Origin of the sequence: Nakamurella flavida (assembly GCF_030811475.1) — a bacterium.
GTDB lineage: Bacteria > Actinomycetota > Actinomycetes > Mycobacteriales > Nakamurellaceae > Nakamurella > Nakamurella flavida.
This window is the reverse complement of record NZ_JAUSQV010000001.1, coordinates 79,859-102,608: the sequence shown is the minus strand read 5'-3', so window position 1 is coordinate 102,608 and position 22,750 is coordinate 79,859. Positions and strand designations below refer to the sequence as shown.

Sequence of the window (22,750 nt, the reverse complement as noted above, 5' to 3'; positions counted from 1 at the left end):
ACCGGCAGGTCGGCGTGGTTGTCTGTACGACGTGCTGGCCGTCGTCTGTCCCGGGCAGGGATCGCAGAAACCTGGAATGTTCGCTCCGTGGCTCGCCCTCCCCGGAGCTCCCGAGCAACTGGCGACCCTGTCGGAACGGGCCGGTCTCGACCTGATCGCCCTCGGCACCGGAGCCGGCGCCGAGGAGATCAAGGACACCGCGGTCACCCAGCCCCTGGTGGTGGCGGCGGCCCTGCTGGCCGCCGCCCACCTCGAGCTCCCCGCCGGTGCGACCGTCGCCGGGCACTCCGTCGGGGAACTGGCCGCGGCCGCCCTGGCCGGGGTGATCAGCACCGGGGACGCCGTCGGCCTGGCCGGCACACGGGGTCGCGCGATGAGCGCGGCCTGCGCCCTGGAGCCGACCGGGATGAGTGCCGTCCTGGGCGGCGATCCGGAGACCGTGCTGGCCGCCCTGGCCGAGCGGGACCTGGTGGGCGCCAACGTGAACGGTGCCGGCCAGATCGTCGCCGCCGGCACGACCGCGGCCCTGCGGGCCCTGGCCGACGACCCGATCACCGGCACCCGCGTCATCCCGCTCCCCGTGGCCGGGGCCTTCCACACCTCGTACATGGCCACCGCGCAGCTCGCCCTGGCCCCCGACCTGGCCGCGCTCGACCCCGCGGACCCGGTCCGCCCCCTGCTCGGCAACGCCGACGGGGCGGTCGTCGGCAGTGGCGCGGCGTTCCTGCAGTCCCTGGGTGCGCAGGTCACCCGCCCCGTGCGCTGGGATCTCTGCATGCAGACCCTGCGCGCGGAGGGCGTCACCGGCGTCCTGGAGCTCCCCCCGGCCGGCACCCTGGTCGGCCTCGTGAAACGTGAACTGAAGGGTGTCGCCACCATGGCCCTCAAGGGTCCCGACGATCTCGACGCGGCCGCGGCCTTCATGGCCGAGCACGCCGGCCCCGGCACGGTGGCGGCATGACCCGCATCCAGCTGCCCCCGGTCGTCGCGGGCTCGCGCATCAGCGGACTGGGTTCGTTCCGACCCGAGCGGGTCGTGGACAACCACGAGCTCGCCCGGATCATGGACACCAACGACGAATGGATCCGCAGCCGCGTCGGCATCCAGGAGCGTCGTTTCGCCGGGCCCGAGGACACGGTCGTCTCGATGGGCGCTGCGGCGTCGGCCAAGGCCCTGGCCGAGGCGGGTCTGCAGCCCTCCGACGTGGACACCGTCATCGTGGCGACCTGCACGCTGGAGAGCCAGATCCCCCACGCCGCCACCCAGGTCGCGGGCCTCCTCGGCATCCACGCCCCCGGGTCCTTCGACATCAACGCGGCCTGTGCCGGCTTCTGCTACGGCCTGGCCGCGGCCGACCAGGCCGTCCGCACCGGCAACTCCCGGACCGTGCTCGTCGTCGGGTCGGAGAAGCTCACCTCGTGGACGGACCCGACCGACCGCGCCACGGCCATCATCTTCGCCGACGGTGCCGGCGCGGCCGTCGTCACCGCCACCGACGACCCCGGTGTGGGGCCGGTCGTCTGGGGCAGCGACGAGACCCAGTCGGACGCGATCCGGGTCGCCGACCGCAACGGCAGCCTGTTCCAGGAAGGTCAGGCCGTCTTCCGCTGGGCGACGACCGCGATCGGACCGGTGGCCGTCCGCGCCGCCGAGGCCGCCGGGGTCTCCCTGGCCGACATCGACGTGCTGGTGCCCCACCAGGCGAACCTGCGCATCGTGGAGGCGGTGGCCAAGAAGGTCATCGCCGCCGGCGGTCGCCCCGATCTGGTCGTCGCCCGGGACATCGTCACCTCCGGCAACACCTCGTCGGCGTCCATCCCGCTCGCCCTGGACCGCATGCGGGCGGCCGGCGAGGTCGCCTCCGGCGCGCTGGTGCTGGCCGTCGGCTTCGGTGCCGGTCTGACCTACGCCGCCCAGGTCTTCCGCTGCCCGTGACCGGTGCGTCCGTCCACCGGGCCGTGCGGTCCCGGGCCGTGGTCCGTCCCACCGGACCGCGTCGCGCGGGCCACGGGTCGGGCCATACGGCAGAATCCGCCCGGGGACGGGGCCCGCGCCCCGGCGTCGGATCCGCGCCCCGTTCCTGACCACCCACCGAGCACCACCCCGCAGCACCACCTGAGAGAGGAACACCTGTGAGCAACGAGGACACCCTCGCCGGTCTGGCCGAGATCGTCGAAGAGGTCGCCGGCGTCAGCGCCGCCGACGTCAGCGCCGACAAGACCTTCACCGACGACCTGGACATCGACTCGCTGTCGATGGTCGAGATCGCCGTGCAGGCCGAGGACCGTTTCGGCGTCAAGATCCCGGACGACGAGCTGGCCAACCTCAAGACCGTGGGCGACGCCGTCTCCTACATCGACCGCAACCGTTCCTGATCGTTCACGATCGGCCCTGACCAGCGCGATCCGCGCTGATCAGGGCGGCCCGGCCGCCGGCCGACCCCGCCCCACCCGCTGTCCCCTGTTCTGACCCGGAGAGTTGAGGCTCGCGATGTATACCGACCACGACGTCGTCGTCACCGGTATCGGCGCCACCACGCCGATCGGCGGCACCGCCCCCGATACCTGGCGGGCCATGCTCGAAGGGCGGAACGGGGTCACCACGAACGACGCCCCGTGGGTGGAGAAGTACCAGCTGCCGGTGAAGATCCACGCGCCGCTGGCCGTGGAGCCCACCGAGATCCTCACCCGGGTCGAGGCCCGCCGGTTGGACCGGGCCCAGCAGGTGGCGCTGGTCGCCGCCCGCGAGGCGTGGGCCGACGCCGGGGAGCCGGGCGTCGACCCCGAGCGCCTCGCGGCGGTGGTGGGCACCGGCATCGGCGGCGCGCTCACCCTGCTCGGGCAGGACGACATCCTGGAGAACGACGGCCTCCGCAAGGTCGCCGTGCTCACCATCCCCATGCTCATGCCCAACGGCCCGGCCGCCGCGGTCGGCCTGTGGGTCAAGGCCCGTGGCGGCGTGCACGCGCCCGTGTCGGCCTGCGCCTCCGGGGCCGAGGCCATCGCCTGGGCGTACCGGCTGATCAAGTCCGGTGAGGTCGACGTGGCCATCGCCGGCGGCGCCGAGGCCGTCACCCACCAGCTGCCGGTGGCCGGGTTCGCCCAGATGCGGGCCATGAGCACGCGCAACGACGACCCCGAGCACGCCTCCCGCCCGTTCGACCTGGACCGCGACGGGTTCGTCCTCGGCGAGGGCGCCGGGATCATGGTGCTCGAACGGGCGGACTTCGCCAAGGCGCGCGGCGCCCGGATCTACGGGCGTCTGGCCGGCATCGGCATGTCCAACGACGCGTACCACATCACCGCCCCGGAGCCCGACGGCGAGGGCTCGGCCCGGGCCATCGGCAAGGCCCTGCGGATGGCCGACCTGACCCCGATGGACATCGGCCACGTCAACGCGCACGCCACGTCGACCCCGGTCGGCGACATCGCCGAGTCCAAGACCATCCTGCGGGCCATCGGTGACCACCCCGTCGTCACCTCGACCAAGTCGATGACCGGGCACATGCTGGGCGCCTCCGGCGCGGTCGAGGCCATCGCCACGATGCTGGCCGTCCGCGACGGCATCGTCCCCGGGACGCGGAACATCGTGAACCTCGATCCCGAGATCAAGGTCGACGTGGCCACCGAGAACCGCGAGGTCAAGCTGACCGCCGCCATCAACGACTCGTTCGGGTTCGGTGGCCACAACGTCGCGCTGGTCTTCACCGCCGACTGATCCCACCGCGCCGGCACACGCCGACAGCCGACCCGGGCGCTCCCGGACGGCTGTCGGCGTGCTGCGTCCGGATGCACCCCGAGGGCGTAGACGCCGCTGGGGCGCCGCTCTCCGCGTGAGCCGAGAACAGCCCGAGGACACCGGCGTCGGAAGCGGTGGACCCGCGATCGCGGACGCGCGGACGGGCTGCCCGGCCTGCGGGTCAGCCGGCCGAGCGGGCCCGGTCGGCGATGGCCTGGTGCGCCGCCGACCCGACGACGTCCAGCCCCGGCGTGGGCGTCCGTGTGGCTGCGATCCGCAGGGCGGTGACCCGCACCGCGGCCTCGCGCAGCCGGGCCGGGTCCAGGGACCCGTCACCCACGGCGGTGACGATGCCGCCGTGCGCGGCGACCGGGTCGACCGGCATCAGCAGGAGGTCCTGGCCGGCGGCCAGGGCCCGCCACCCCGCCTCGGCGGAGGAGTACGCGTCGGCCACCGGTGCCATCTCCAGCGCGTCGCTCACCGCGATGCCGGTGAAGCTGAGCGGCTCGCAGCCACCCACCCCCGGTCCGCGCAGCAGGTCGGTCAGCGCCTCCCGGCTCAGACTGGTGGGCAACCGGTCGACACCGATCGCGGGCTGCAGCACGTGGCCGGTCATCACCAGCGCGACCCCGGCGTCGACGGCCTGCCGGAACGGGACCGCCGCCCCGTCGTTCCACTCCGTGCAGCTGGTGGTGACGGTGGGCAGCTCTTCGTGCGTGTCGGCGGCGATGGCCCCGATCCCCGGGAAGTGCTTGACCGTGGCGGCGACCCCGGCGCTCTGGTATCCCCGCACCGCCGCGACCACCAGCGCCGCGACCCGCTCGGGGTCCGCGCCGAAGGACCGGTCGCCGATCGCCGAGGAGGAACGGTCCGGGACGATGTCGGCGTCCGGGGCGAAGTCCACCGTGATGCCGACCGCACGCATCTCGGCGCCCGCCGCTGCGGCCGCCTGTTCGGTGAGCGCGGCGGCCTCGGCGGTGTCGGACACCGCGGCCAGCTCGGAGGCCCCCGGGAAGTCGGTGAACCCGTTGACCAACCGCTGGACGTCGCCGTACTCCTGGTCGGTGGCGATCAGCACGGGAAGGTCGGGGCTCTGCTGCTGCAGGGCGGCGGTGACCGCGGCGACCTGGGCGGGGGTGCCGGAGTCGGTGCCGTCGACGACCCCCCGGGAACCCATCAGGATGACCCCGCCCAGGCCGAGGGCGGACACCAGATCGGTGCCCACCGCATCGGCCGAGCTCGCCATGATGACCGCACCGGCCTGCCGGGACACGTCCATCGCGTCGACCAGGGCCGCTGCGGCGGCCATGTCCGCGGCGGTCACGGGTCCACCGGGCGGCACGGGGGCGTCCGCGGCCGGCGCGGCCGTCGACGACCCGGGCGGGGACGGCGCGCTGGTCGGGGCCGCAGCGTCGGACGTGGCCGCCGGGGATGACGGGGCGGTGGTGGACGGGGCGGCCGGGGTGGGTGTGGGGCCGGCCACCTCCGACGACGGGGACGTGACCGGGGAGGACGACGGGGGCGGCGAGCTGGACGTCGACACCACACCGCCGGCGTCCGAGGCGGTCGGGGCCGAGCAGGCCGTCAGGAGCAGACCGCCACTGAGCAGGATGAGACCGGAGCGACGAAGGGTCCGGGTGCGGGACATCAGCAGGCCGCCTTGTTCTGGGGGGTGGGGTCGATCCCGTCGATGACGAGCCGGCCGTCCTGGGTGACGACGCGGTAGGTGAGGTCCCAGCTGATGCAGTTCGCCGGGAGATCGGCCGGCGCGAAGGCCGGGTCCTGTCGGGAGCTGAACCACACCCGGACGCGCGTCGGGTCCTGGTCCACCGAGACGAGGACGATGCTCGAGTCCAGGGTGGTCGAGTACCGGTGCTCCCAGGTGGCCCGGTCCTGGGAGACGGTCTGTCCCGCCGAGACGACCGCGGTCCAGGCATCGTGATCGCCGGTGTTGATGGCGTCGAAGTAGCGCTGGAGGACGGTTCGGACCTCGGCGGCCATCGGGTCGTCCGCGGTGTCGGGGCCGAGACGGACGGTGCGGTCGTCGGACGGGGAGGTCGGGGTCCACGGGGCGACGGCGGCGGTCGGCGCGGAACGTCCCAGGGCCCAGGCTCCGGCGGCGCCGCCGGCGGCGACGACCAGCAGCGCGCAGACGAGCAGCACCGTGCGGACACCCGATCTCATCCGGCCCCCTCCGTCTCTGGCCCGTGTACCTGATGGAGGCACGGGAGGTCGACGTGAGGGGACGCTATCGGGTTGCCCCGGAACGGGCGATCAGTGGTGGAGGTCTCGGCCCGTGGGTCAGGGTCGGCGCGGTGTCACCAGGTGACGGCGGGGCGGCACACCGGAGCGACGACCGGGTGGTGATCCGACATCGACCGGGGCGATCATCCGACCTGGTGCAGCCAGGTGACGACGGATCCCTCGCCGGCCCGGCGGTAGGGCTCGAGCTCCGCGTCGATGTCGGTACCCAGCAGACCGGACAGAGCGTGCCGGGTGGTGCTCCTACATCGACCGGGGCGATCATCCGACCTGGTGCAGCCAGGTGACGACGGATCCCTCGCCGGCCCGGCGGTAGGGCTCGAGCTCCGCATCGATGTCGGTACCCAGCAGACCGGACAGAGCATGCCGGGCGGTCTCCCACGAGCTGGACCGTTCGACGAGCGCCCGCAGTTGATCCTCGGCGACCATCACGTCACCGTTGGCGGACATGGGGGCACGCCAGATCGGCCGACCGGGCAGATGGCAGATGCGCTCACCGTCGTTGCCCGGGCTCGCCTCTTCGGTCACCTCGAAGCGCAGCATGGGCCACGCCTTCAGTGCCTGGGCTAGCCGACCACCGGTGCCGGGGTCGCCCGTCCAGCTCACGTCCGCCCTGAGGTGACCGGGAGCAGCCGGTTGTGCCGTCCAGGTGAGCGTCACACGCCCACCGAGCACACCGGAAAGAGCCCACTCGACGTGCGGGCAGATGGCTGCCGGCGCCGAGTGGACGAACACCACACCACGTGTAGCCACCGTGCACCTCCGCTTTCACTCCGTCGTCTTCCCCAACGCGGAGCTGTGCGGGCGGGCCGGGCCTACCGTGCGGATTCTTTTGTCCGGACACGCACGATCAGACGTGCATTCCTGGGATCATTGTGCACGGTGTGACAGGGCTGCGTCCAGCCTTGGCGATCATCTTCTCGTGATCGGGGCGTGACACCACGTGTTGACGAGATCACCGCGTCCGGTCGGGCCCCAGGCCCTCCCCATCGGTGCGGGTCGACCATCCGCCGGGCCGGCGGGAATCCACCCCCAGGTCGCGCCGGCTGCACCCAGACCGACGAGCAGGACGAACAGGACGAGAAGCAGGGCCGCAGAGGTCATGACCTGAGCATCGGCCGCCCCTATCCTGTGGTCCATCTGTTTGTTCTGTCCGTCATCGGTAAGCTGAGCTGCATGGTGCACCGTTCATGATCGACGTCCGGCGGCTGGAGATCCTCCGCGAGGTGGACCGCTGCGGAACGGTCGCCGCTGCGGCCCTGGCCGTCCATCTGACCCCGTCGGCGGTGTCCCAGCAGGTGGCGGCCCTGGCCCGCGAGGTGGGGACGCCGATGCTGGAACCGGACGGTCGCCGGGTGCGCCTGACCGAGGCGGCACGCATCCTGCTCGGGCACGCGCACGAGATCTTCACCCGGCTCGAGCACGCCGAGTCCGATCTGGCCGCGTTCCGCGCCGGCGATTCCGGGACGGTCCGGTTGGGCGCGTTCCCCTCGGCCGTCCGCGGGGTCGCCGTACCGGTGCTCCGGCGCCTCGCCGACCGCTCCGGCCTGCGCGTCGAGATCCGGGAGATCGACCCGGGCGATGCGGTCGACGCCCTGCTGGGGCGGCGGGTCGACGTGGCCGTCACCCTCACCGCGAACGAGATGTTCGTCGGCCAGGACGATGCGCGGATCGCCAGCGTCCCGTTGTTCGACGACCTGATGGATCTGGTCCTGCCGGTCGGTCATCGCCTGGCCGGGCAGGAGACGGTGGATCTGGCCGATCTGGCCGGGGAGGACTGGATCGTCAACCTGCCGGGCACCCCGTGCTTCGCCGTGACGTACGCGGCCTGTGAGTCGCGCGGTTTCCGGCCGATCGCCCGGCACTACGCCGACGAGTTCATCGGGTCGCTCGCGCTCGTCGCCGCGGGGGCGGGGGTGGCCCTGCTCCCCCGCCTGGCCCACGACGGCGTGGCCGGCCCGGGGGTGGTGGTCCGGCCGACCACGGGACCGACCCCGGTCCGTCGGATCGGGCTGCAGGTCCGGGCGGGCACCGCGGGCCAACCGCACATCGCTCCCCTGCTGGACGCTCTGCGCGAGGTCGGGGCGGACCTGCACCGCCGGGACCTCCCCGTCGCCGCCGGGTGAGTGCGCTCGAAGGGTCGAGCCGGCTCAGGTGGTGACCAGGTGCAGGTGACGACCGGTCCGGGCCGGGGCCTCGTGACGGTCGGCGCGCCCGGCCGGCGGGCGCACGCCCCCGCCCGCGGTGGCCGGCAGCCGCCGGTTGGCCGCCGGGATGCCGAGCAGCGCCTCGACGGGCTCCCGACAGTCCGCGCACAGCGCGAGGAGGCGCACGGCCCGCACCGCGGACTCCCGCTGGACGCGGTACCGGCGGACATCGGTGGTGGCCGTGTGGCAGACGGTGCAGATGGCGACGAGATCGGTCATGGGGCGCATCCTGCAAGGGACCACCGACAGTGGCCCTCCCCGACGGCAGCCAGGGCCGGCACGGGGCGGCAGTACGAGCGCGACGGTGGGGCGGGTGGGGCTCGAACCCACGACCTGACGGATTATGAGTCCGCTGCTCTGACCGACTGAGCTACCGCCCCGTCGGGCACCCTACCGGCCGGTCAGCGCCGCACCGGCGGTCCTGCCGGTCGCACCGGGAGCGTCAGCCGGTGGCCGGGGCGGCCGTCCCGTCCGTGGTGGCCGCCGACGTCTCCGTGGCCGGCGGGGCCGGCGCCGGGACCGGGACGGTCAGCGAGTCGGTGACGGTGCGCTTGTGGTAGCCGGCGTCGCCGGCGTTCTTGATGACCAGGTCGTAGGTGTAGTCGATCTGGTTGGCGTACACCCCGGCGGTGCCCAGCGCCTCGTCGGTCAGCGGTTGCTCGCCGGCCAGGAGGGTCCATCGGCCGATCAGGTCCGGGCCGAACCCCCGGACCGGCGCGACCTGGTCGTAGGGGAAGTTCACCGACATCGAATAGCCGGGCAGCGCGGCCGGCGCCTGGTCGACCGTCGTGGACGTCACCAGCCCGTCGAGCCCGGGATTGGTCGACCGCAGCGAGGTGACCACCGAGGACCGCGACAACGCCACGTCGGGGGTGGTCGTCCCGGCCACCGGGACCAGGTGCAGCGACAGGTTCATGTCCTTGGCCGCGAGGGAGGACCAGGCCGACGGATCACCGGTGGTCCAGTAGTCGACGGTCAACGCGAACGGCTCCCCCGCCACCGAGAGATCGTGGTGGGCGCTGCCCTCGGCGAGATCGTTGGTCACCGACGGGGCGACGCCCGACGCAGTCAACGTGGTCGGGGCCTCGGACGCCGCGGAGGTCGGGGCGGGAGCAGCGGTGGTCGTCGGCGCGGAACACGCGGTCAGCAGAATCAGCCCGACGGCGACCCCGGCGGGCGCCACCCACCGGCCGGGGCGCCCTCGACTCCCCAGGGTGAACGGCATTCCCCCGCTGTGACCCGGAATGGGTGATGAGAACACGTGTGAGCCCCCGGATCAGGTGATGGAAATGAGGCCCGCCGAATGCTGCGGGTGGCCCGCCGAAGGCCTGCTCACCTGTCGAGGTGACGATGTGGCGCCCGGGCGGACACCGGTGAGGATATCCTCGAACCATGTGGGCACGGGGTGAGAAGAGCGGTATCGCTGCACGTCAGAGGGCTGCAGCGGTGGCGGTGTTCACCCTCGCGGTGACCGTTTTCCTCGGCGTCGCCCTGTCGTCGTCACCGCGCGTGGAGGCTGCCGTGACCACCCCGGGGTATCTGCACACCAATGGGTCGGCCATTGTCACCGAATCGGGGACGCCGGTCACGCTGAAGGCGGTCAACTGGTTCGGGATGGAGACGTCGAACTGCGCGCCGCACGGGCTCTGGCAGATCTCCCTGGACCAGGGCCTCGACCGCATCGCCGCCTTCGGCTTCACCACGCTGCGTCTGCCGTTCTCCAACGAATGCCTCCGGTCCACCGCCCCCGTGTCCGGCATCGAGGCCCGCAATCCCGAGCTCGCCGGGCGCACCCCGCTGCAGGTGATGGATGCCGTGGTCGCCGAGGCCGGCGCCCGGGGCATGCAGGTCATCCTCGACCGGCACCGGCCGGACTCGGGCAGCCAGTCCGAACTCTGGTACACCTCGCGCTACAGCGAGAAGGACTGGATCGACGACTGGGTCATGCTGGCGAAGCGGTACGCCGGCAATCCCACCGTCATCGGCGCCGACCTCCACAACGAGCCCCGCGGCTCCGCGTGCTGGGGGTGCGGTGATGCCGCCCGCGACTGGGCCGCCGCCGCGACCCGGGCCGGCAACGCCGTGCTGGCCGCGAACCCCCGCTGGCTCGTCATCGTCGAGGGTGTGGAGCGGTCCGCGGACGGGTCCACCACCTGGTGGGGCGGCAACCTCCGGGACACCGCGGCCAAGCCCATCCAGCTCGCCGTCAAGAACCAGCTGGTCTACTCCGCCCACGACTACCCCGCCAGCGTCTTCCCGCAGACCTGGTTCGCCGACCCGGCCTATCCGGCCAACCTGCCCGCCGTGTGGGACCGCTCCTGGGGCTACCTGGCCAAGCAGAACATCGCTCCCGTGCTGCTCGGCGAGTTCGGCACGAAGCTGGAGACTGAGTCCGACCGCGCCTGGCTCCGCACCCTGGTGGGCTACCTCGGCGAGAACCGCATCAGCTTCGCCTTCTGGTCGTTCAACCCGAACAGCGGTGACACCGGCGGCCTGGTCGCCGACGACTGGGTGACACCGCAGCAGGCCAAGCTCGACGCACTCGCCCCGCTCCTGGGGGCGGCACCCGGGCCCACCTCGGCCCCGACCACGACGGCCGGTACCACCGCACCCACCACCACCAAGCCCAGCACCACCGCACCCACCACCACCAAGCCCAGCACCACCGCACCCACCACCACCAAGCCCAGCACCACCGCACCCACCACCACCAAGCCCAGCACCACCGCACCCACCACTCCCCCGACCAGCACCCCAGCGTCCGGCAAGCCGTCGGTGACCTGGACCCGTCGATCGGCGTGGAACGACGGATACGTGGCCGACGTGACCGTCCGTGCCTCGGGTGCCCTGCCGACCTGGACGGTCAGCTGGGCCGATCCGTCCGCCGTCGCCGTCACCAATGCGTGGGGCATGAGCTGCTCGGTGGGTGGGGGCCGCATCACCTGCACCGGGAGCGACTGGGCCCGCTCGCTGCCCGCGGGCGGCACCGCCACCGTGGGGCTGCAGGTCCGCATCGCCGGGCCCGCGCCGGAACGCCCCGTCCTCACGGTGTCCTGACCCGCCCGGGCCGGACCCGCCCGGCGGCCGACCGGTGGGCCGGACCACCTCCCGCGGTGGGCTATTCTTGGACGGCACTGCGGCAGCCGGGTCACCGGCCGCCAGGTGTCTGCAGTCCCCTGTAGCTCAATTGGCAGAGCATCCGACTGTTAATCGGACGGTTGTTGGTTCGAGTCCAACCGGGGGAGCCACACAGGTGCGGTGTCGAAACCGCCGGGATGGTTCCCACATCTCCATCGGAGGCCGATCGTGTTCCGTCTCATCCTGGGCGCTGCCCTCGGTTACGTCCTAGGCGCTCGAGCCGGCCGTGAGAGGTTCGAGCAGATCAAGCGCCTGAGTGCCGCCGCCGCCGACAACCCCGCCGTCCAGGGTGCCGCGGGAGTCGTCCGGGCCAAGGTCGGCGAGCTGCTCAACGGGACCCGCCGGCGCTGAGCCCCACGGTCAGCGCAGTTCCTTCCTGCCGTCGTCCGTGATCTGCTCCGGCAGACGGCCCCGCTTGACCTCGACCCCGCCCATGAGCGCGAGTCCGTTGACCCGGAGCACCGGTCCGCCGGGGTACCCGTCCGATCGCGCGTGGTCCTCGAAGCCGCCCATCAGTCCGATCCCGCTCACGAGGACGGTGACATCCGCCGGGACGGTGATCTCGATGCCGCCCATCACGGCCACCGCGGTGATCGTCACCTGACGCTCGGCGAACCGTGCCTGGGTCAGGTCCAGCTCGACCCCACCCATCACGGCCACCGCCGTGAACTGCCGCGGCACCACCCAGCGGCCGGACCGGGTCGCCCCCGACATCACCGCGACCGCCGCCGACGACGTCGGATAGCCGCCGCCGACCCGGGACACGATCCCCGGAGACCCCGGCTCGGGGGGCGGGGCCGGGAGGGCGACCCCCGCGGCGGTCACCGGTCGGTGGCCGGGCAGGTCGCTGGTCAACGGCTCCAACTCACCGAGCGTCTTCGCCCGGTACACCGCGTCCAGCCGCTCCTCGAGTTCGGGGACCTCGATGCGCCCCTCGGCCATGGCGGTGTGCAGGGCGACGGCGACCTGTTCCCGGTCCTGGTTCGAGGCCCGGAGATGCCGTGGGTCCCGGTCGGGCTGCTCGGTCATGCCCGTCACTGTAGGACCCGGTCGACGAGCGTCGACCCCGATCTCCGACGCGCGGATCCAGAGGTAGCTCGCACTGCGTCCCGGCTACACGTTCGGTGAACACCTGTGGACCTAGCGTCATCGCCGGTGGCCGCCGGGCCGTCCTCGATGTCGCCGCCCCAGGAGCCCCCGTGAGTCGACCGATCCCCGAATCGTCCACACCACAACCGGTCTCGCCCGGTGACGGTCGGCCCCGTCGCCGACGGATGGCCACCCACTGGCTCTATCTGGCCGTCATCGCCGCCGTCGTCCTGGGCACCGCGGTGGGACTCGTCCTCCGGTCGGACGCCGCCGGGTTGGCCGTCCTGGGGACCGCGTTCGTCAACCTGGTCAAGATGATGATCGGCCCGATCATCTTCTGCAGCATCGTGTTGGGGATCGGCTCCGTGCGCAAGGCATCCCAGGTCGGCAAGGTCGGGGGGTACGCGCTGATCTACTTCCTGGTCATGTCGACCTTCGCCCTGGTCGTCGGGCTGCTGGTCGGGAACATCGTGCATCCCGGCGACGGTCTGGCCGCCGGCGGCGTCCCCGCCTACACGGTCCCGGCCACCACCGGGACCGGCAACTTCCTCCTCGACGTCATCCCCACGACCCTGTTCTCCTCGCTCACCGACGGGTCCGTGCTCCAGGCGCTGTTCGTCGCCCTGCTGGTCGGTTTCGCCGTCCAGGCCATGGGGAGCAGGGGCGAACCGGTGCTGTCCGCGATCGGCAGCCTGCAGAAGCTGGTGTTCACCATCCTGGCCGGGATCATGTGGCTGGCCCCCGTCGGCGCCTTCGGTGCCATCGCAGGGGTGGTCGGCGGAGCGGGATGGTCGGCGATCGGCTCGCTGGCGCTGCTGATGGGCGCGTTCTACCTGACCTGCGCGATCTTCGTGTTCGGCGTGCTGGGTGCCCTGCTCAAGGTCACCACCGGGTTCAGTGTGTTCAAGCTGCTGTCCTACCTGCGCCGGGAGTTCCTGCTCATCGTGGCGACCGCGTCGTCGGAGACGGCCCTGCCCAGGTTGATCACCAAGATGGAGCACCTCGGGGTGTCCCGCCCCGTCGTCGGGGTCGTCGTGCCCACCGGGTACTCCTTCAACCTGGACGGCACGGCCATCTACCTGACGATGGCGTCCCTGTTCATCGGGAACGCGTTGGGCGACCCGCTGTCCGTCGGAGAGCAGATCTCCCTGCTGCTCTTCATGATCATCGCGTCCAAGGGGGCCGCCGGGGTGACCGGAGCCGGCCTGGCCACCCTCGGCGGCGGGCTCGCGGCGCACCGTCCCGATCTCGTCAACGGCGTGAGCTTGATCGTGGCGATCGACCGGTTCATGTCCGAGGCGCGCGCGGTCACCAACTTCGCCGGCAACGCGGTGGCCACCGTCGTCGTCGGACATCTGGTCGAGGGCGTGGACCACGAGCGGATCCGAGCGGTGCTCGACGGGAAGATCCCGTTCGACGAGGAGGAGATGCTGCTCGGCGAGCACTGATCCCGGGTCCAGCCGGTCCGCGTCGGTACGGCTCAGCTCCGCGGGTCGAGCTGACGGGCCAGGTCCACGGCCGCCGCGGCCAGACCCGGCCGGTCTGGATCCACCCCCGGATCCAGGCGGAACTGAGCGTGCAGACCATCGCGACCGGGTATCCGCCGCCAGGCCAGCCAGCCGCTGCCGGACTCCCCGGTCAGACGTCCGCTCGTGGCCACCGACCGGCGCACCCGCGCGTGCACCACGTCCGTCAGCCGGGTCGGACCGGCCAACTGCACCGCGACCGGGGTGGCGTCCCGCGCCACGTCGATGCCGGCGTCTGCGCCGACCGGCTCGATGCCGGCGGGCGGGCCGGGCCAGCGGCCGACCGAACGCACCGGCACCACGGTGAGCAGCCCGTCGGCCAGTCGCGCGGTGGCGACCCGGTCCCAGTCGAGCCGGACACCGCCGTCGCCGTCCAGCACCCACAGTCCGTACCGGGTGGCGCCGAGGACGGTCCCGCCGGTGGTCTCGGCCAGGCCGAGCACCCGCTCGTCGTCCGCGAGCACGGCGCGCAGCCGCGGCGGCACCACCGCTCGGCGCCGCCACCAGCTCACGGTCCGGCCTCGCCGGCCGCGCGTTCACCCAGCTGGCGGCGGTACAGCGACATCGCCTGCAGGTCGGCGGCGAGATCCTGCACGAGCTGCTGCTGCCCCTCGGCCTCGGCCCGTTGCAGCTGGGACCGCAGATCGGCCTCCTGGATGCGGGCCCACCGCTCGGCCATCCGGGCCAGGATCGAGCCGGCGTAGGTCGCGTCCGCCTCCCGGCCGACGTTCACCGGCTCCACCATCAGTTCGTTCACCAACGAGCGCGCGGGGCCGGCCGGCAGCTTCTCGGTCACGGTGGTGACCCAGTCCGGCCCGGACATCGCGGAGCGGGGCCCGCCCGCGGCCTCCACCGCCTCGTGGATCATCCGGTAGGCGACCACCAGGAACGCCTCGGGCTGCACCTGCGGGTAGTCCCCGGCGACCAGGGCCGGCTGCTGCAGGGCCAGCTTGAGGGTCTCCCGCTCGACCGCGGCCCGCTGGTCACGGGCCTTGGGATACTCCCAGCCGGGCGGCGCGGACGGCTCCGGCGGGGCCACCGGCTCGCTCTCGCCGCTCCCCCGGCCGATCCGCCGGGGGGGCGTCGTCACCGGGGTGCGCGCGGCCTGCGCGGCCTCCGCCGCCTGCTGGGCCGCCGCCTCCCGCACGCGGCGGGTGATCCGTTCCGGTTCGGCGCCCAGCAGGTTGGCCAGGGTCCGGGCGTAGTCCTCCCGGAGCTCCTCGCGTTTGATCCGGGCGACCAGGGGCACGGTCGCATCGGCGGCGGCCACCCGGCTCTCAGAGGTCAACAGGTCGAAGCGGGACAACGTGGTCCGCACCGCGAACTCGAAGAGCGGTCTGCGGGTCTCCACCAGCGCCCGCAACGCCTCGTCGCCGGAGGACTGCCGCATCTCGCACGGGTCCTGGCCCTCCGGCGCGATGGCCACGGAGGTCTCGGCGGCGAACCGCTGGTCGGACTCGAACGCCTTCATGGCCGCCTTCTGCCCGGCCGCGTCGCCGTCGAAGGTGTAGATCACCTCGGCCCGGTGCTGATCGGAGTCACCGAGGTACCGGCGCAGCAGCACGATGTGCTCGTCGCCGAACGCCGTCCCGCACGACGCGACCGCGGTCGTCACCCCGGCCAGGTGCATGGCCATGACGTCGGTGTACCCCTCGACGACCACAGCCCGCCGCTGTCGGTCGATGTCCCGTTTGGCCAGGTCCAGGCCGTACAGCACCTGCGACTTGCGGTAGACCGGGGTCTCGGCCGTGTTCACGTACTTGGCCTGCATCGGGTCGTCGTCGAACAGCCGGCGCGCCCCGAACCCGACCACGTCACCGGTGCCGTCGCGGATGGACCACAGCAGCCGCCGGTGGAACTGGTCGATCGGCCCGCGACGGCCCTGCTTGGCCAGCCCGGCCTTGATCAGCTCCTCGATGGTGAACCCCTGGGTGGTCAGCGCCGAGACCAGGCTGTCCCACCCGGCCGGGGCGAATCCGCAGCCGAAGTGCTCGGCCGCGGCCTGGTCGAACCCCCGCTCGGCCAGGAAGGCCCGACCGGCCGCTCCCCCGTCGCCGGCGAGCTGCTCGGCGTAGAACGCGGCGGCGGCCTTGTTGGCCGCGATCAGCCGGGATCGCGATCCCCGGTCCGAACGGACCGAACTGCCACCCTCGACGAGACTGAGGGTGATCCCGGCGCGGTCGGCCAGCCGCATGACCGTCTCGACGAAATCCAGGTGCTCCATGCGGGAGACGAAGGCGAAGACGTCCCCGCCCTCCCCGCAGCCGAAGCAGTGGAAACTGGACCGCGCCGGGGACACGTTGAACGACGGGGACTTCTCGTCGTGGAACGGGCACAGGCCCTTGAAGTTGCCGCCACCGGCCCGGCGCAGGGCCACGTAGTCGCCCACCACGGCCTCGATGCGGCTGGCGTCGCGGACCCGTTCCTTGTCCGCGTCGGAGATCCTGCCAGCCACCCGACGATTCTAGGTGGCCGTCGCCGGGTCCCCGGTCGGCCGTCCACAGCCGGGGCGGGTGCCGGGGTGGACGGGCCGCGCCCGGGTCAGCCGCACCAGCGGCGGTGCCGCGCGACAGCCTGGGCGTCGGTGAGCAGGGACACCTGGTCCAGCACCACCCGCAGCCGCGCGTCGTCCCCGCCGGCCGCCCGCCAGGCCGGGACGAAGGCCGGGTCCAGGGCCGGCTCACCCCGGTCGGCGACCGCGGCGACGAGTTCACCCAGCAGCTCCTGCTCCTGGATCTGCACCCGCAACCGGGACGGATCGTCCATCACGTACCGCAGCGCCATCGCCTTGAGCAGGGCCACCTCGGCCCGCAGCAACCGCGGTACCTGCAGGTCGGCGGCGTAGCGCCGCAGCGGCCCCGGCCCGGCGGTGGCCCGGGTGGCGGCGATCGGCCCAGTGACCAGCCGCCCGGTCAGCTCGCTGGTCATCTGCTTCACGGCGGCCTCGCCGACCGGACCCGGCGGAGCCCCGACGGCCGCGGCCACCGCGGGCAGGGCCAGCAGATCGACCAGCACCCCGGACAGCTCCCCGGGAGACTCCACCGAGTACCCGGCGGCCGCGGCGGCGGCGACCGCGGCGCGCTCGTCCGGATCGGCCAGCCGGGTCAGGTCGATGCGGCCGGCGCCGATGCCGTCCTCGACGTCGTGGACGGAGTAGGCGACGTCGTCGGCCCAGTCCATCACCTGGGCCTCCAGGCATCGCCGGGTCCCGGCGGGTGTCCCCTCCCGCACCCAGCCGAAGACCTCGGCGTCGTCGGGGTAGTAGCCGAACTTGCTGCCCGGCCCGGACCGCGGCCACGGGTACTTGATCACCGCGTCGAGGGATGCCCGGGTGAGGTTGAGACCGGCGGGTGTGCCGTCCGGCCCGGTGATCTTGGGTTCCAGTCTGGCCAGCAGGCGAAGGTTCTGCGCGTTGGCCTCGAACCCGCCGCAGTCGGTGGCCAGGGCGTCGAGCGCGGCCTCGCCGTTGTGGCCGAAGGGCGGGTGCCCGATGTCGTGGGCGAGCCCGGCCAGATCGGTGAGGTCGGCATCGCAACCCACCTGTGCGCCGATCTCCCGGGCGATCTGGGCGACCTCCAGGGAGTGGGTGAGGCGGGTCCGCGGGACGGCGTCCTCGTCGGGGGCCACCACCTGCGTCTTGCCGGCCAGCCGCCGGAAGGACGCGGCGTGCAGGACCCGGGCCCGGTCCCGCGCGAACGGGCTCCGATCGGTGGCCCGGGCCGCGCCGGGCAGCGCCGCGGTCTTGCCCGACTCGGACACCCGCCGGGCCGTCGCCCCGGAGTCGTACCCCCCGGCGACGTCCGTACTGACGACGGGGTTCACAGCACGGCCGAGCCGACGCCGGACGACCCGCCGGTGAGCCGGTAGAACAGGACGCCCAGGGTCTCCCGCAGCACGTACCGCGCCTGCACCCCGTCGGCCAGCGACGGGCCCTGCTGCACCGACGACACCTGCACGTCCATCCCCAGATCACCCGCCATCAGCGCCGCCCGCGCCGCGTGCCACGGGTCGGTCACCAGTACGACGGACGTCCATCCCCGGTCCCGCAGGGTCGGCGCCGCGTCCCGCAGGCTGAGCAGGGTGTCCTCGCCGCTGCCCACCGCGACCACTGCGTCCGCCGGCAGACCGGCGGCCAGCAGGTATTCGCGGCCGGCCGCGCCCTCCGTCGTCGCATCGCCCTGCTGTCCCCCGCCCACCGTCACCACATGGGCGGCGACCCCGGCGCGGTACAGCTCGGCGGCGTGGTCGAGGCGGGCGGCGAACACCGGCGAGGGGTCGCCGTCGTACTGGGCCGCACCGAGCACCACGATGGCCGCGGCCGGGTCCCGCTGGTCGCGCTGGGCGACCACCTCGATGTGCACGACGGTCCCGGCGACGACGAGGACCGCGACCACGAGGAAACCCGCGAGGTACCGGACCACCGTCCGCCCCACCGTCGTCACGCCCACCGCCCCCGAGTCCCGTGCCGTCCGGCATCGGTCTCGATGATGCCAGCCGACGATGATGCCAGCCGGAGGCGGACTCACCGTCCGGTGACCACCGCCGGATAGTTTCGTGCCATGACGCGACGCACCCGTAGAGACCGCCGGCCCTGGACGGTCGCGGCCGTCGCCCTCGTGCTCACGACGGCGGCGTGCGGGTCCACCGTGGCCGGCACGCCGGTGGCCGCCACCGCGCCGTCCACCGCGGCGTCCTCCAGCGCACAGTCGTCCAATGCGTCCGGCGGGATCACGGTGCCCCCGGAGACCGACGATCCGACGACGGCCGACCCCGCCGCGCCGACCACCCCGATGCCCGACGCGGACGGTGCCGTCGGCGACCCGGGTATCGGTGACCCGTACTACCCCGAGGCCGGCAACGGCGGTTACCAGGTCGACCACTACGACGTCGACCTCACCTACGACCCGGACAGCAACCGGCTCGACGCCACCACCACGGTCACCGGGACCGTCACCTCGCCCGAGAGGCTGGGTCGGTTCAACCTCGACCTGCAGCCCGAGATGGAGGTCGACTCCGTCACCGTGTCCGGTGTCGATGCCGCGTTCGACCGGCAGGACGCCGAACTGGTCGTCACTCCCGTCACCGGCCTCGACCCCGGCAGCCCCCTCGAGGTGGTGGTCACCTACGGCGGCGAGCCGGGCCCGGTCAGCGGCGGCACGGCCAACCTCGGTGACGGCGGCTGGTTCCGCACCGACGCCGGCGGCGCGCTGGCCCTGGGCGAACCCACCGCGGCGTCCGCCTGGTACCCGGTCAACGAGCACCCGGCCGACACCGCGACGTTCGCCGTCACCGCCGTCGTGCCCGACCCGTTCCGGGTCATCTCCAACGGCATCGCCGTGACCGACGGGCTTCCCGATCCCGGCGCGGGACGGTCGGCGTTCCGGTGGGAGCTCGGCACCCCGGTGGCCAGCTACCTGACGACGCTGTACATCGACCCCTTCACCACCACGGAGGACCAGCTCGACGACGGCACGCCGATCCTGAACGCGTTCGCGCCCGGCGAGGAACGCGCGCAGGAGGTCGCCGCGGGGACCAAGCAGATCCTCGAGGTGCTGGCGGACCGGTTCGGGGAGTACCCGTTCGAGGCCGCCGGCGGCATCTTCACCGGACAGAGTCTCGGGTTCGCCCTGGAGACCGCGACCCGCCCGGTCTACACCTTCTCCGCCGACACCGATCTGCTCGTCCACGAGCTCGCCCACCAGTGGTACGGCGACGACGTGACCATCGACCGGTGGGCCGACATCTGCCTCAACGAGTGCTTCGCCTCCTACGCGCCGTGGCTCTACCACGAGGACGTCGACGGGGTGAATCCCGACGGGTTCTGGAAGATCCAGATGGCCCAGGTGGTCGACGACCCCGACTTCTGGGCGTCCCCGCTGGTCGACATGGGCGCCGGTGAGGAGTTCACCCGGGTGTACGACCGCGGACCGCTGGCCCTGCACGCCCTCCGCCGGGAGATCGGTGACGCGGCGTTCGACCAGCTGCTGTCCGGATGGATCTCCACCTACGGCGGCCGGAACGCCTCGTTCGACGAGCTGGAGGCGTTCATCTCCCAGGTCGCCGGACGGGACATGGGCCCGTTCGTGGACGCCTGGTTCCGCGGCACCACCGTGCCCGCGGAGGAGTTCCGGTACCCGGGCACCCTGGGCTGAGGGCTTCCGGAGCTTCCCGTTCGAAGCGGTTCCCCGGTCGCAGCGGCTCCCCGGTCGCGGCGGTTCCCCGTGTCGCAGCACACGGCGCTGCCCGACCGGTCCGTGGACCGGTCGGGCAGCGGGTGCGGAGGACCGCCGGTGTCGAACAGCGTCGTCCTGCGGTATCGGCGGGGCTCCGCGGTGCACATCGACGGCACGCCGCCCAGGGGTCAGCTGCCGATGAGCTTTCCGGCCAGGAAGCCCTGCACCTGGTCCAGCGCCACGCGCTGCTGGGTCATCGAATCCCGGTCGCGGATGGTCACGGCCTGGTCCTGCGCGGTGTCGAAGTCGACGGTCAGGCAGAACGGGGTCCCGATCTCGTCCTGACGGCGGTACCGGCGGCCGATCTGCCCGGCGTCGTCGAAGTCGACGTTCCAGGTCCTGCGCAGCGACGCCGCGAGGTCACGGGCGATCGGCGACAGATCGGCGTGGCGGGACAGCGGCAGGACCGCGGCCTTCACCGGCGCCAGCCGCGGATCGAGCCGCAGCACGGTGCGGACGTCGACGCCGCCCTTGGTGTTCGGTGCCTCGTCCTCGGCGTACGCGTCGACCAGGAAGGTCATCAGTGACCGGGTCAACCCGGCCGCCGGCTCGATGACGTACGGGGTCCACCGTTCGCCGGTCGCCTGGTCGAAGTACGACAGGTCGTTGCCGGAGTGCTTGGAATGGGTGGTGAGGTCGAAGTCGGTGCGGTTGGCGATGCCCTCCAGCTCGCCCCACTCACTGCCCTGGAATCCGAAGCGGTACTCGATGTCCACGGTCCGCTTGGAATAGTGGGAGAGCTTCTCCGCGGGGTGCTCGAAATGCCGCAGGTTGTCGGGGTTCACCCCGAGATCGACGTACCAGCGGGTGCGCTCGTCGATCCAGTACTGGTGCCATTCCTCGTCGGTTCCCGGCTCGACGAAGAATTCCATCTCCATCTGCTCGAACTCCCGCGTCCGGAAGATGAAGTTGCCCGGCGTGATCTCGTTCCGGAACGACTTGCCGATCTGCCCGATGCCGAACGGCGGCTTGCGCCGGGCCGACCCCATGACGTTCTGGAAGTTGACGAAGATGCCCTGCGCGGTCTCCGGACGTAGGTAGTGCAAACCGCTCTCGTCCTCGACGGGGCCGAGGTAGGTCTTCAGCATCATGTCGAAGTTGCGCGACTCGGTCCACTGGCCGCGGACCCCACAGTTCGGGCAGCTGATGTCGGCCAGGCCGTTCTCCGGCGCCCGACCCTTCTTCTCCTCGAATTCCTCCTCGAGGTGGTCGGCGCGGAAACGCTTGTGGCAGTTCAGGCATTCGGTGAGCGGGTCGGTGAAGGCGCCCACGTGACCGGAGGCCACCCACACCTGGCGCGGGAGGATGATCGAGGAATCGAGACCGACGACGTCGTCCCGGCCGCGGACGACCGAGGCCCACCACTGCCGCTTGATGTTCTCCTTGAGTTCGACACCCAGCGGGCCGTAGTCCCACGCCGAACGCGTTCCTCCGTAGATCTCGCCGGAGGGGAAGACGAACCCCCGACGCTTGGCGAGCGAGACGACACTGTCGATGCGGTTGGTCTTGGCGGCGGCCACGGTGCGAACTCCCGGCGATGGGCCCGTTGCGGCCGGCGCCGGGCGCGGCCGCTCGCGGGCGGTTTCCTGCCACGGTGGATCCCGCGACAGACCGCGAGCCTAACGACGCCCACCGGTCCGGACGACCAGCCCACCCCGCCCACCGGCTGCGACCTGCCCCATCTCACCCTGCCCGCCGACGGACGGCGGGCAGCAGGCTCGCCGGCAGGGGGTACCCGTCGTCCTCCTCCGCGCGGGGTCCGGTCCGCGGTCCGGTGGTCAACGGCCCGGATCGGTGACGGTCGGCCGACTCCACCGCAGGTCACCGGGCACCGTGGGCCCGGCATCGGCATCGGCATCGGCACCGGCGTCCGCCTCCGCTCCGGCCGCTGCCGACACCTCGAAGACCCCGCTGGTCTCGATCTCCGCCCCGGACAACCACGGCACCACCGTCATCCGCACCTCGAACGGTGACAGGGCCCGGCGGTAGTCCGCCGCGGAGGCGAACTCGGCGACCAGCACCCGATGACCGGCCTCCTCCGTCGACCCGGCCCACCGCAGCCATCTCGTGGACGGTTGGGCGGCCAGCAGCGCCACCGCCGCCCGGTCCGCGGCATCTCCGGCGACGGGTCCGGGGTCGATGGGCGCCCGGGCACCCTCGGGAGCTCCGGGACCCGGCGCGAGGTCGTCGGTCCGACCGTCCGTGGGGCGGGGTTCGGGCTGCGGGGTGACTCCGTCCGGGATGAGTCCGTCCGGGGTGGGTCCGGGCACGACGGAGCGGAAATGAGCCACCAGCAGGAACATCGGACCCCTCCTCGGTTCGCACCCCGCGGCACCGACGGGAGCCCCCGTCCCGCGACCGGCGGCGGTCTATTCATTCTCGACGCCGGGGGCGCATCCGGTACCCACCGGTCCGTTGCGGTGCGCCGGCGATCCGGCGGGTTCCCTCCCCGCGGACGGCCGGGCCGTTCAGCGGCGACCGGCCGGGCGCTGACCAGGCCGATCAGGGCTTGCCCGACACCATCCGCAGTGCCCGACTCGCTCCGACCCTGCACGGC

At 72.6% G+C, this 22,750-nt stretch carries 22 protein-coding genes and 2 tRNA genes; 10 read left to right on the top strand and 14 right to left on the bottom strand.

The genetic code is table 11. The annotated features are described in order from the left end of the window. The first annotated feature begins 31 nt into the window (after positions 1 to 31). The 4 genes from J2S58_RS00475 (at position 32) to J2S58_RS00460 (ending at position 3,717) form a co-directional block, all read left to right on the top strand. Positions 32 to 961, top strand: a complete 930-nt coding sequence (locus tag J2S58_RS00475; protein ID WP_205255052.1) for an ACP S-malonyltransferase — start codon at positions 32 to 34, stop codon at positions 959 to 961. Then, positions 958 to 1,935, top strand: a complete 978-nt coding sequence (locus J2S58_RS00470) for a beta-ketoacyl-ACP synthase III (RefSeq protein WP_205255051.1) — start codon at positions 958 to 960, stop codon at positions 1,933 to 1,935. Before J2S58_RS00475 ends, J2S58_RS00470 begins: the two co-directional genes overlap by 4 nt. A 197-nt stretch (positions 1,936 to 2,132) precedes the next feature. Continuing rightward, positions 2,133 to 2,375 (top strand): acyl carrier protein, encoded by a 243-nt coding sequence (locus tag J2S58_RS00465; protein WP_205255050.1) that lies wholly within the window; start codon positions 2,133 to 2,135, stop codon positions 2,373 to 2,375. Positions 2,376 to 2,490: 115 nt separating this feature from the next. Beyond that, positions 2,491 to 3,717 (top strand): beta-ketoacyl-[acyl-carrier-protein] synthase family protein, encoded by a 1,227-nt coding sequence (locus J2S58_RS00460; RefSeq protein ID WP_205255049.1) that lies wholly within the window; start codon positions 2,491 to 2,493, stop codon positions 3,715 to 3,717. 202 nt (positions 3,718 to 3,919) lie between these two features. Here the strand turns inward: J2S58_RS00460 and J2S58_RS00455 are convergent, their stop codons facing one another. The 4 genes from J2S58_RS00455 to J2S58_RS00440 all read right to left on the bottom strand — a co-directional run bounded on the left by J2S58_RS00455 (position 3,920) and on the right by J2S58_RS00440 (position 6,753). Next, positions 3,920 to 5,386 carry a glycoside hydrolase family 3 N-terminal domain-containing protein gene (locus tag J2S58_RS00455; RefSeq protein ID WP_205255048.1) on the bottom strand — a complete coding sequence of 489 codons (1,467 nt, stop codon included), beginning with the start codon at positions 5,384 to 5,386 and terminating at the stop codon, positions 3,920 to 3,922. Continuing rightward, positions 5,386 to 5,922 carry a hypothetical protein gene (locus J2S58_RS00450; protein WP_205255047.1) on the bottom strand — a complete coding sequence of 179 codons (537 nt, stop codon included), beginning with the start codon at positions 5,920 to 5,922 and terminating at the stop codon, positions 5,386 to 5,388. Before J2S58_RS00450 ends, J2S58_RS00455 begins: the two co-directional genes overlap by 1 nt. A 203-nt stretch (positions 5,923 to 6,125) precedes the next feature. Continuing rightward, entirely contained in the window at positions 6,126 to 6,332 is a 207-nt protein-coding gene (locus J2S58_RS19135) for a DUF3145 family protein (protein WP_275889208.1), read from the bottom strand. Continuing rightward, positions 6,262 to 6,753, bottom strand: coding sequence for a DUF3145 domain-containing protein (locus J2S58_RS00440; RefSeq protein ID WP_205255045.1), 492 nt, complete (start codon positions 6,751 to 6,753; stop codon positions 6,262 to 6,264). The genes J2S58_RS19135 and J2S58_RS00440 overlap by 71 nt, the downstream gene beginning before the upstream one ends. Positions 6,754 to 7,190: 437 nt before the next feature. On the opposite strand from J2S58_RS00440, the gene J2S58_RS00435 reads away from it, so the two are divergent. Then, a complete protein-coding gene (locus tag J2S58_RS00435; protein WP_205255044.1) occupies positions 7,191 to 8,126 on the top strand; it encodes a LysR family transcriptional regulator in 936 nt (311 codons plus the stop codon). Positions 8,127 to 8,150: 24 nt separating this feature from the next. Here the strand turns inward: J2S58_RS00435 and J2S58_RS00430 are convergent, their stop codons facing one another. The 3 genes from J2S58_RS00430 to J2S58_RS00420 all read right to left on the bottom strand — a co-directional run bounded on the left by J2S58_RS00430 (position 8,151) and on the right by J2S58_RS00420 (position 9,432). Continuing rightward, positions 8,151 to 8,426 (bottom strand): hypothetical protein, encoded by a 276-nt coding sequence (locus J2S58_RS00430; protein WP_205255043.1) that lies wholly within the window; start codon positions 8,424 to 8,426, stop codon positions 8,151 to 8,153. 86 nt (positions 8,427 to 8,512) lie between these two features. Continuing rightward, a tRNA-Ile gene (locus tag J2S58_RS00425) sits at positions 8,513 to 8,587 on the bottom strand. 62 nt (positions 8,588 to 8,649) lie between these two features. Beyond that, on the bottom strand, positions 8,650 to 9,432 hold the full coding sequence (locus tag J2S58_RS00420) for a hypothetical protein (protein ID WP_205255042.1): 783 nt from the start codon (positions 9,430 to 9,432) through the stop codon (positions 8,650 to 8,652). Positions 9,433 to 9,599: 167 nt separating this feature from the next. Here J2S58_RS00420 and J2S58_RS00415 point away from each other — a divergent pair, with 167 nt between their 5' ends. The 3 genes from J2S58_RS00415 (at position 9,600) to J2S58_RS00405 (ending at position 11,696) form a co-directional block, all read left to right on the top strand. Next, entirely contained in the window at positions 9,600 to 11,264 is a 1,665-nt protein-coding gene (locus J2S58_RS00415) for a cellulase family glycosylhydrolase (RefSeq protein WP_205255041.1), read from the top strand. A gap of 115 nt (positions 11,265 to 11,379) precedes the next feature. Continuing rightward, positions 11,380 to 11,455, top strand: a tRNA-Asn gene (locus tag J2S58_RS00410). Positions 11,456 to 11,513: 58 nt separating this feature from the next. Further along, entirely contained in the window at positions 11,514 to 11,696 is a 183-nt protein-coding gene (locus tag J2S58_RS00405; RefSeq protein ID WP_205255040.1) for a hypothetical protein, read from the top strand. A 9-nt stretch (positions 11,697 to 11,705) separates the two neighbouring features. Here J2S58_RS00405 and J2S58_RS00400 read toward each other — a convergent pair whose 3' ends face one another. Continuing rightward, the gene (locus J2S58_RS00400; protein ID WP_240188243.1) at positions 11,706 to 12,374 is read right to left on the bottom strand and encodes a DUF1707 SHOCT-like domain-containing protein; all 669 of its coding nucleotides are present in this window, start codon (positions 12,372 to 12,374) and stop codon (positions 11,706 to 11,708) included. 245 nt (positions 12,375 to 12,619) lie between these two features. Between J2S58_RS00400 and J2S58_RS00395 the strand changes: the two genes are divergently transcribed. Continuing rightward, entirely contained in the window at positions 12,620 to 13,882 is a 1,263-nt protein-coding gene (locus J2S58_RS00395) for a cation:dicarboxylate symporter family transporter (RefSeq protein WP_205255038.1), read from the top strand. Between the two features lie 32 nt (positions 13,883 to 13,914). Here the strand turns inward: J2S58_RS00395 and J2S58_RS00390 are convergent, their stop codons facing one another. The 4 genes from J2S58_RS00390 to J2S58_RS00375 all read right to left on the bottom strand — a co-directional run bounded on the left by J2S58_RS00390 (position 13,915) and on the right by J2S58_RS00375 (position 18,402). Continuing rightward, positions 13,915 to 14,472 (bottom strand): hypothetical protein, encoded by a 558-nt coding sequence (locus J2S58_RS00390; protein WP_205255037.1) that lies wholly within the window; start codon positions 14,470 to 14,472, stop codon positions 13,915 to 13,917. Next, positions 14,469 to 16,415: a DNA primase gene (gene dnaG / locus J2S58_RS00385; protein ID WP_205255036.1), complete on the bottom strand. Its 1,947-nt coding sequence runs from the start codon at positions 16,413 to 16,415 to the stop codon at positions 14,469 to 14,471. Before dnaG ends, J2S58_RS00390 begins: the two co-directional genes overlap by 4 nt. Before the next feature lie 86 nt (positions 16,416 to 16,501). Next, positions 16,502 to 17,782, bottom strand: a complete 1,281-nt coding sequence (locus J2S58_RS00380) for a deoxyguanosinetriphosphate triphosphohydrolase (RefSeq protein WP_205255035.1) — start codon at positions 17,780 to 17,782, stop codon at positions 16,502 to 16,504. Then, positions 17,779 to 18,402, bottom strand: a complete 624-nt coding sequence (locus tag J2S58_RS00375) for a YdcF family protein (protein WP_306825996.1) — start codon at positions 18,400 to 18,402, stop codon at positions 17,779 to 17,781. The genes J2S58_RS00380 and J2S58_RS00375 overlap by 4 nt, the downstream gene beginning before the upstream one ends. A 117-nt stretch (positions 18,403 to 18,519) precedes the next feature. Between J2S58_RS00375 and J2S58_RS00370 the strand changes: the two genes are divergently transcribed. Next, positions 18,520 to 20,112: a M1 family metallopeptidase gene (locus J2S58_RS00370; protein WP_205255034.1), complete on the top strand. Its 1,593-nt coding sequence runs from the start codon at positions 18,520 to 18,522 to the stop codon at positions 20,110 to 20,112. A gap of 209 nt (positions 20,113 to 20,321) precedes the next feature. Here J2S58_RS00370 and J2S58_RS00365 read toward each other — a convergent pair whose 3' ends face one another. Both J2S58_RS00365 and J2S58_RS00360 read right to left on the bottom strand, forming a co-directional pair. After that, entirely contained in the window at positions 20,322 to 21,713 is a 1,392-nt protein-coding gene (locus J2S58_RS00365) for a glycine--tRNA ligase (protein WP_205255033.1), read from the bottom strand. Positions 21,714 to 21,971: 258 nt separating this feature from the next. Further along, a complete protein-coding gene (locus J2S58_RS00360; protein ID WP_205255032.1) occupies positions 21,972 to 22,496 on the bottom strand; it encodes a hypothetical protein in 525 nt (174 codons plus the stop codon). Between the last annotated feature and the right edge of the window lie 254 nt (positions 22,497 to 22,750).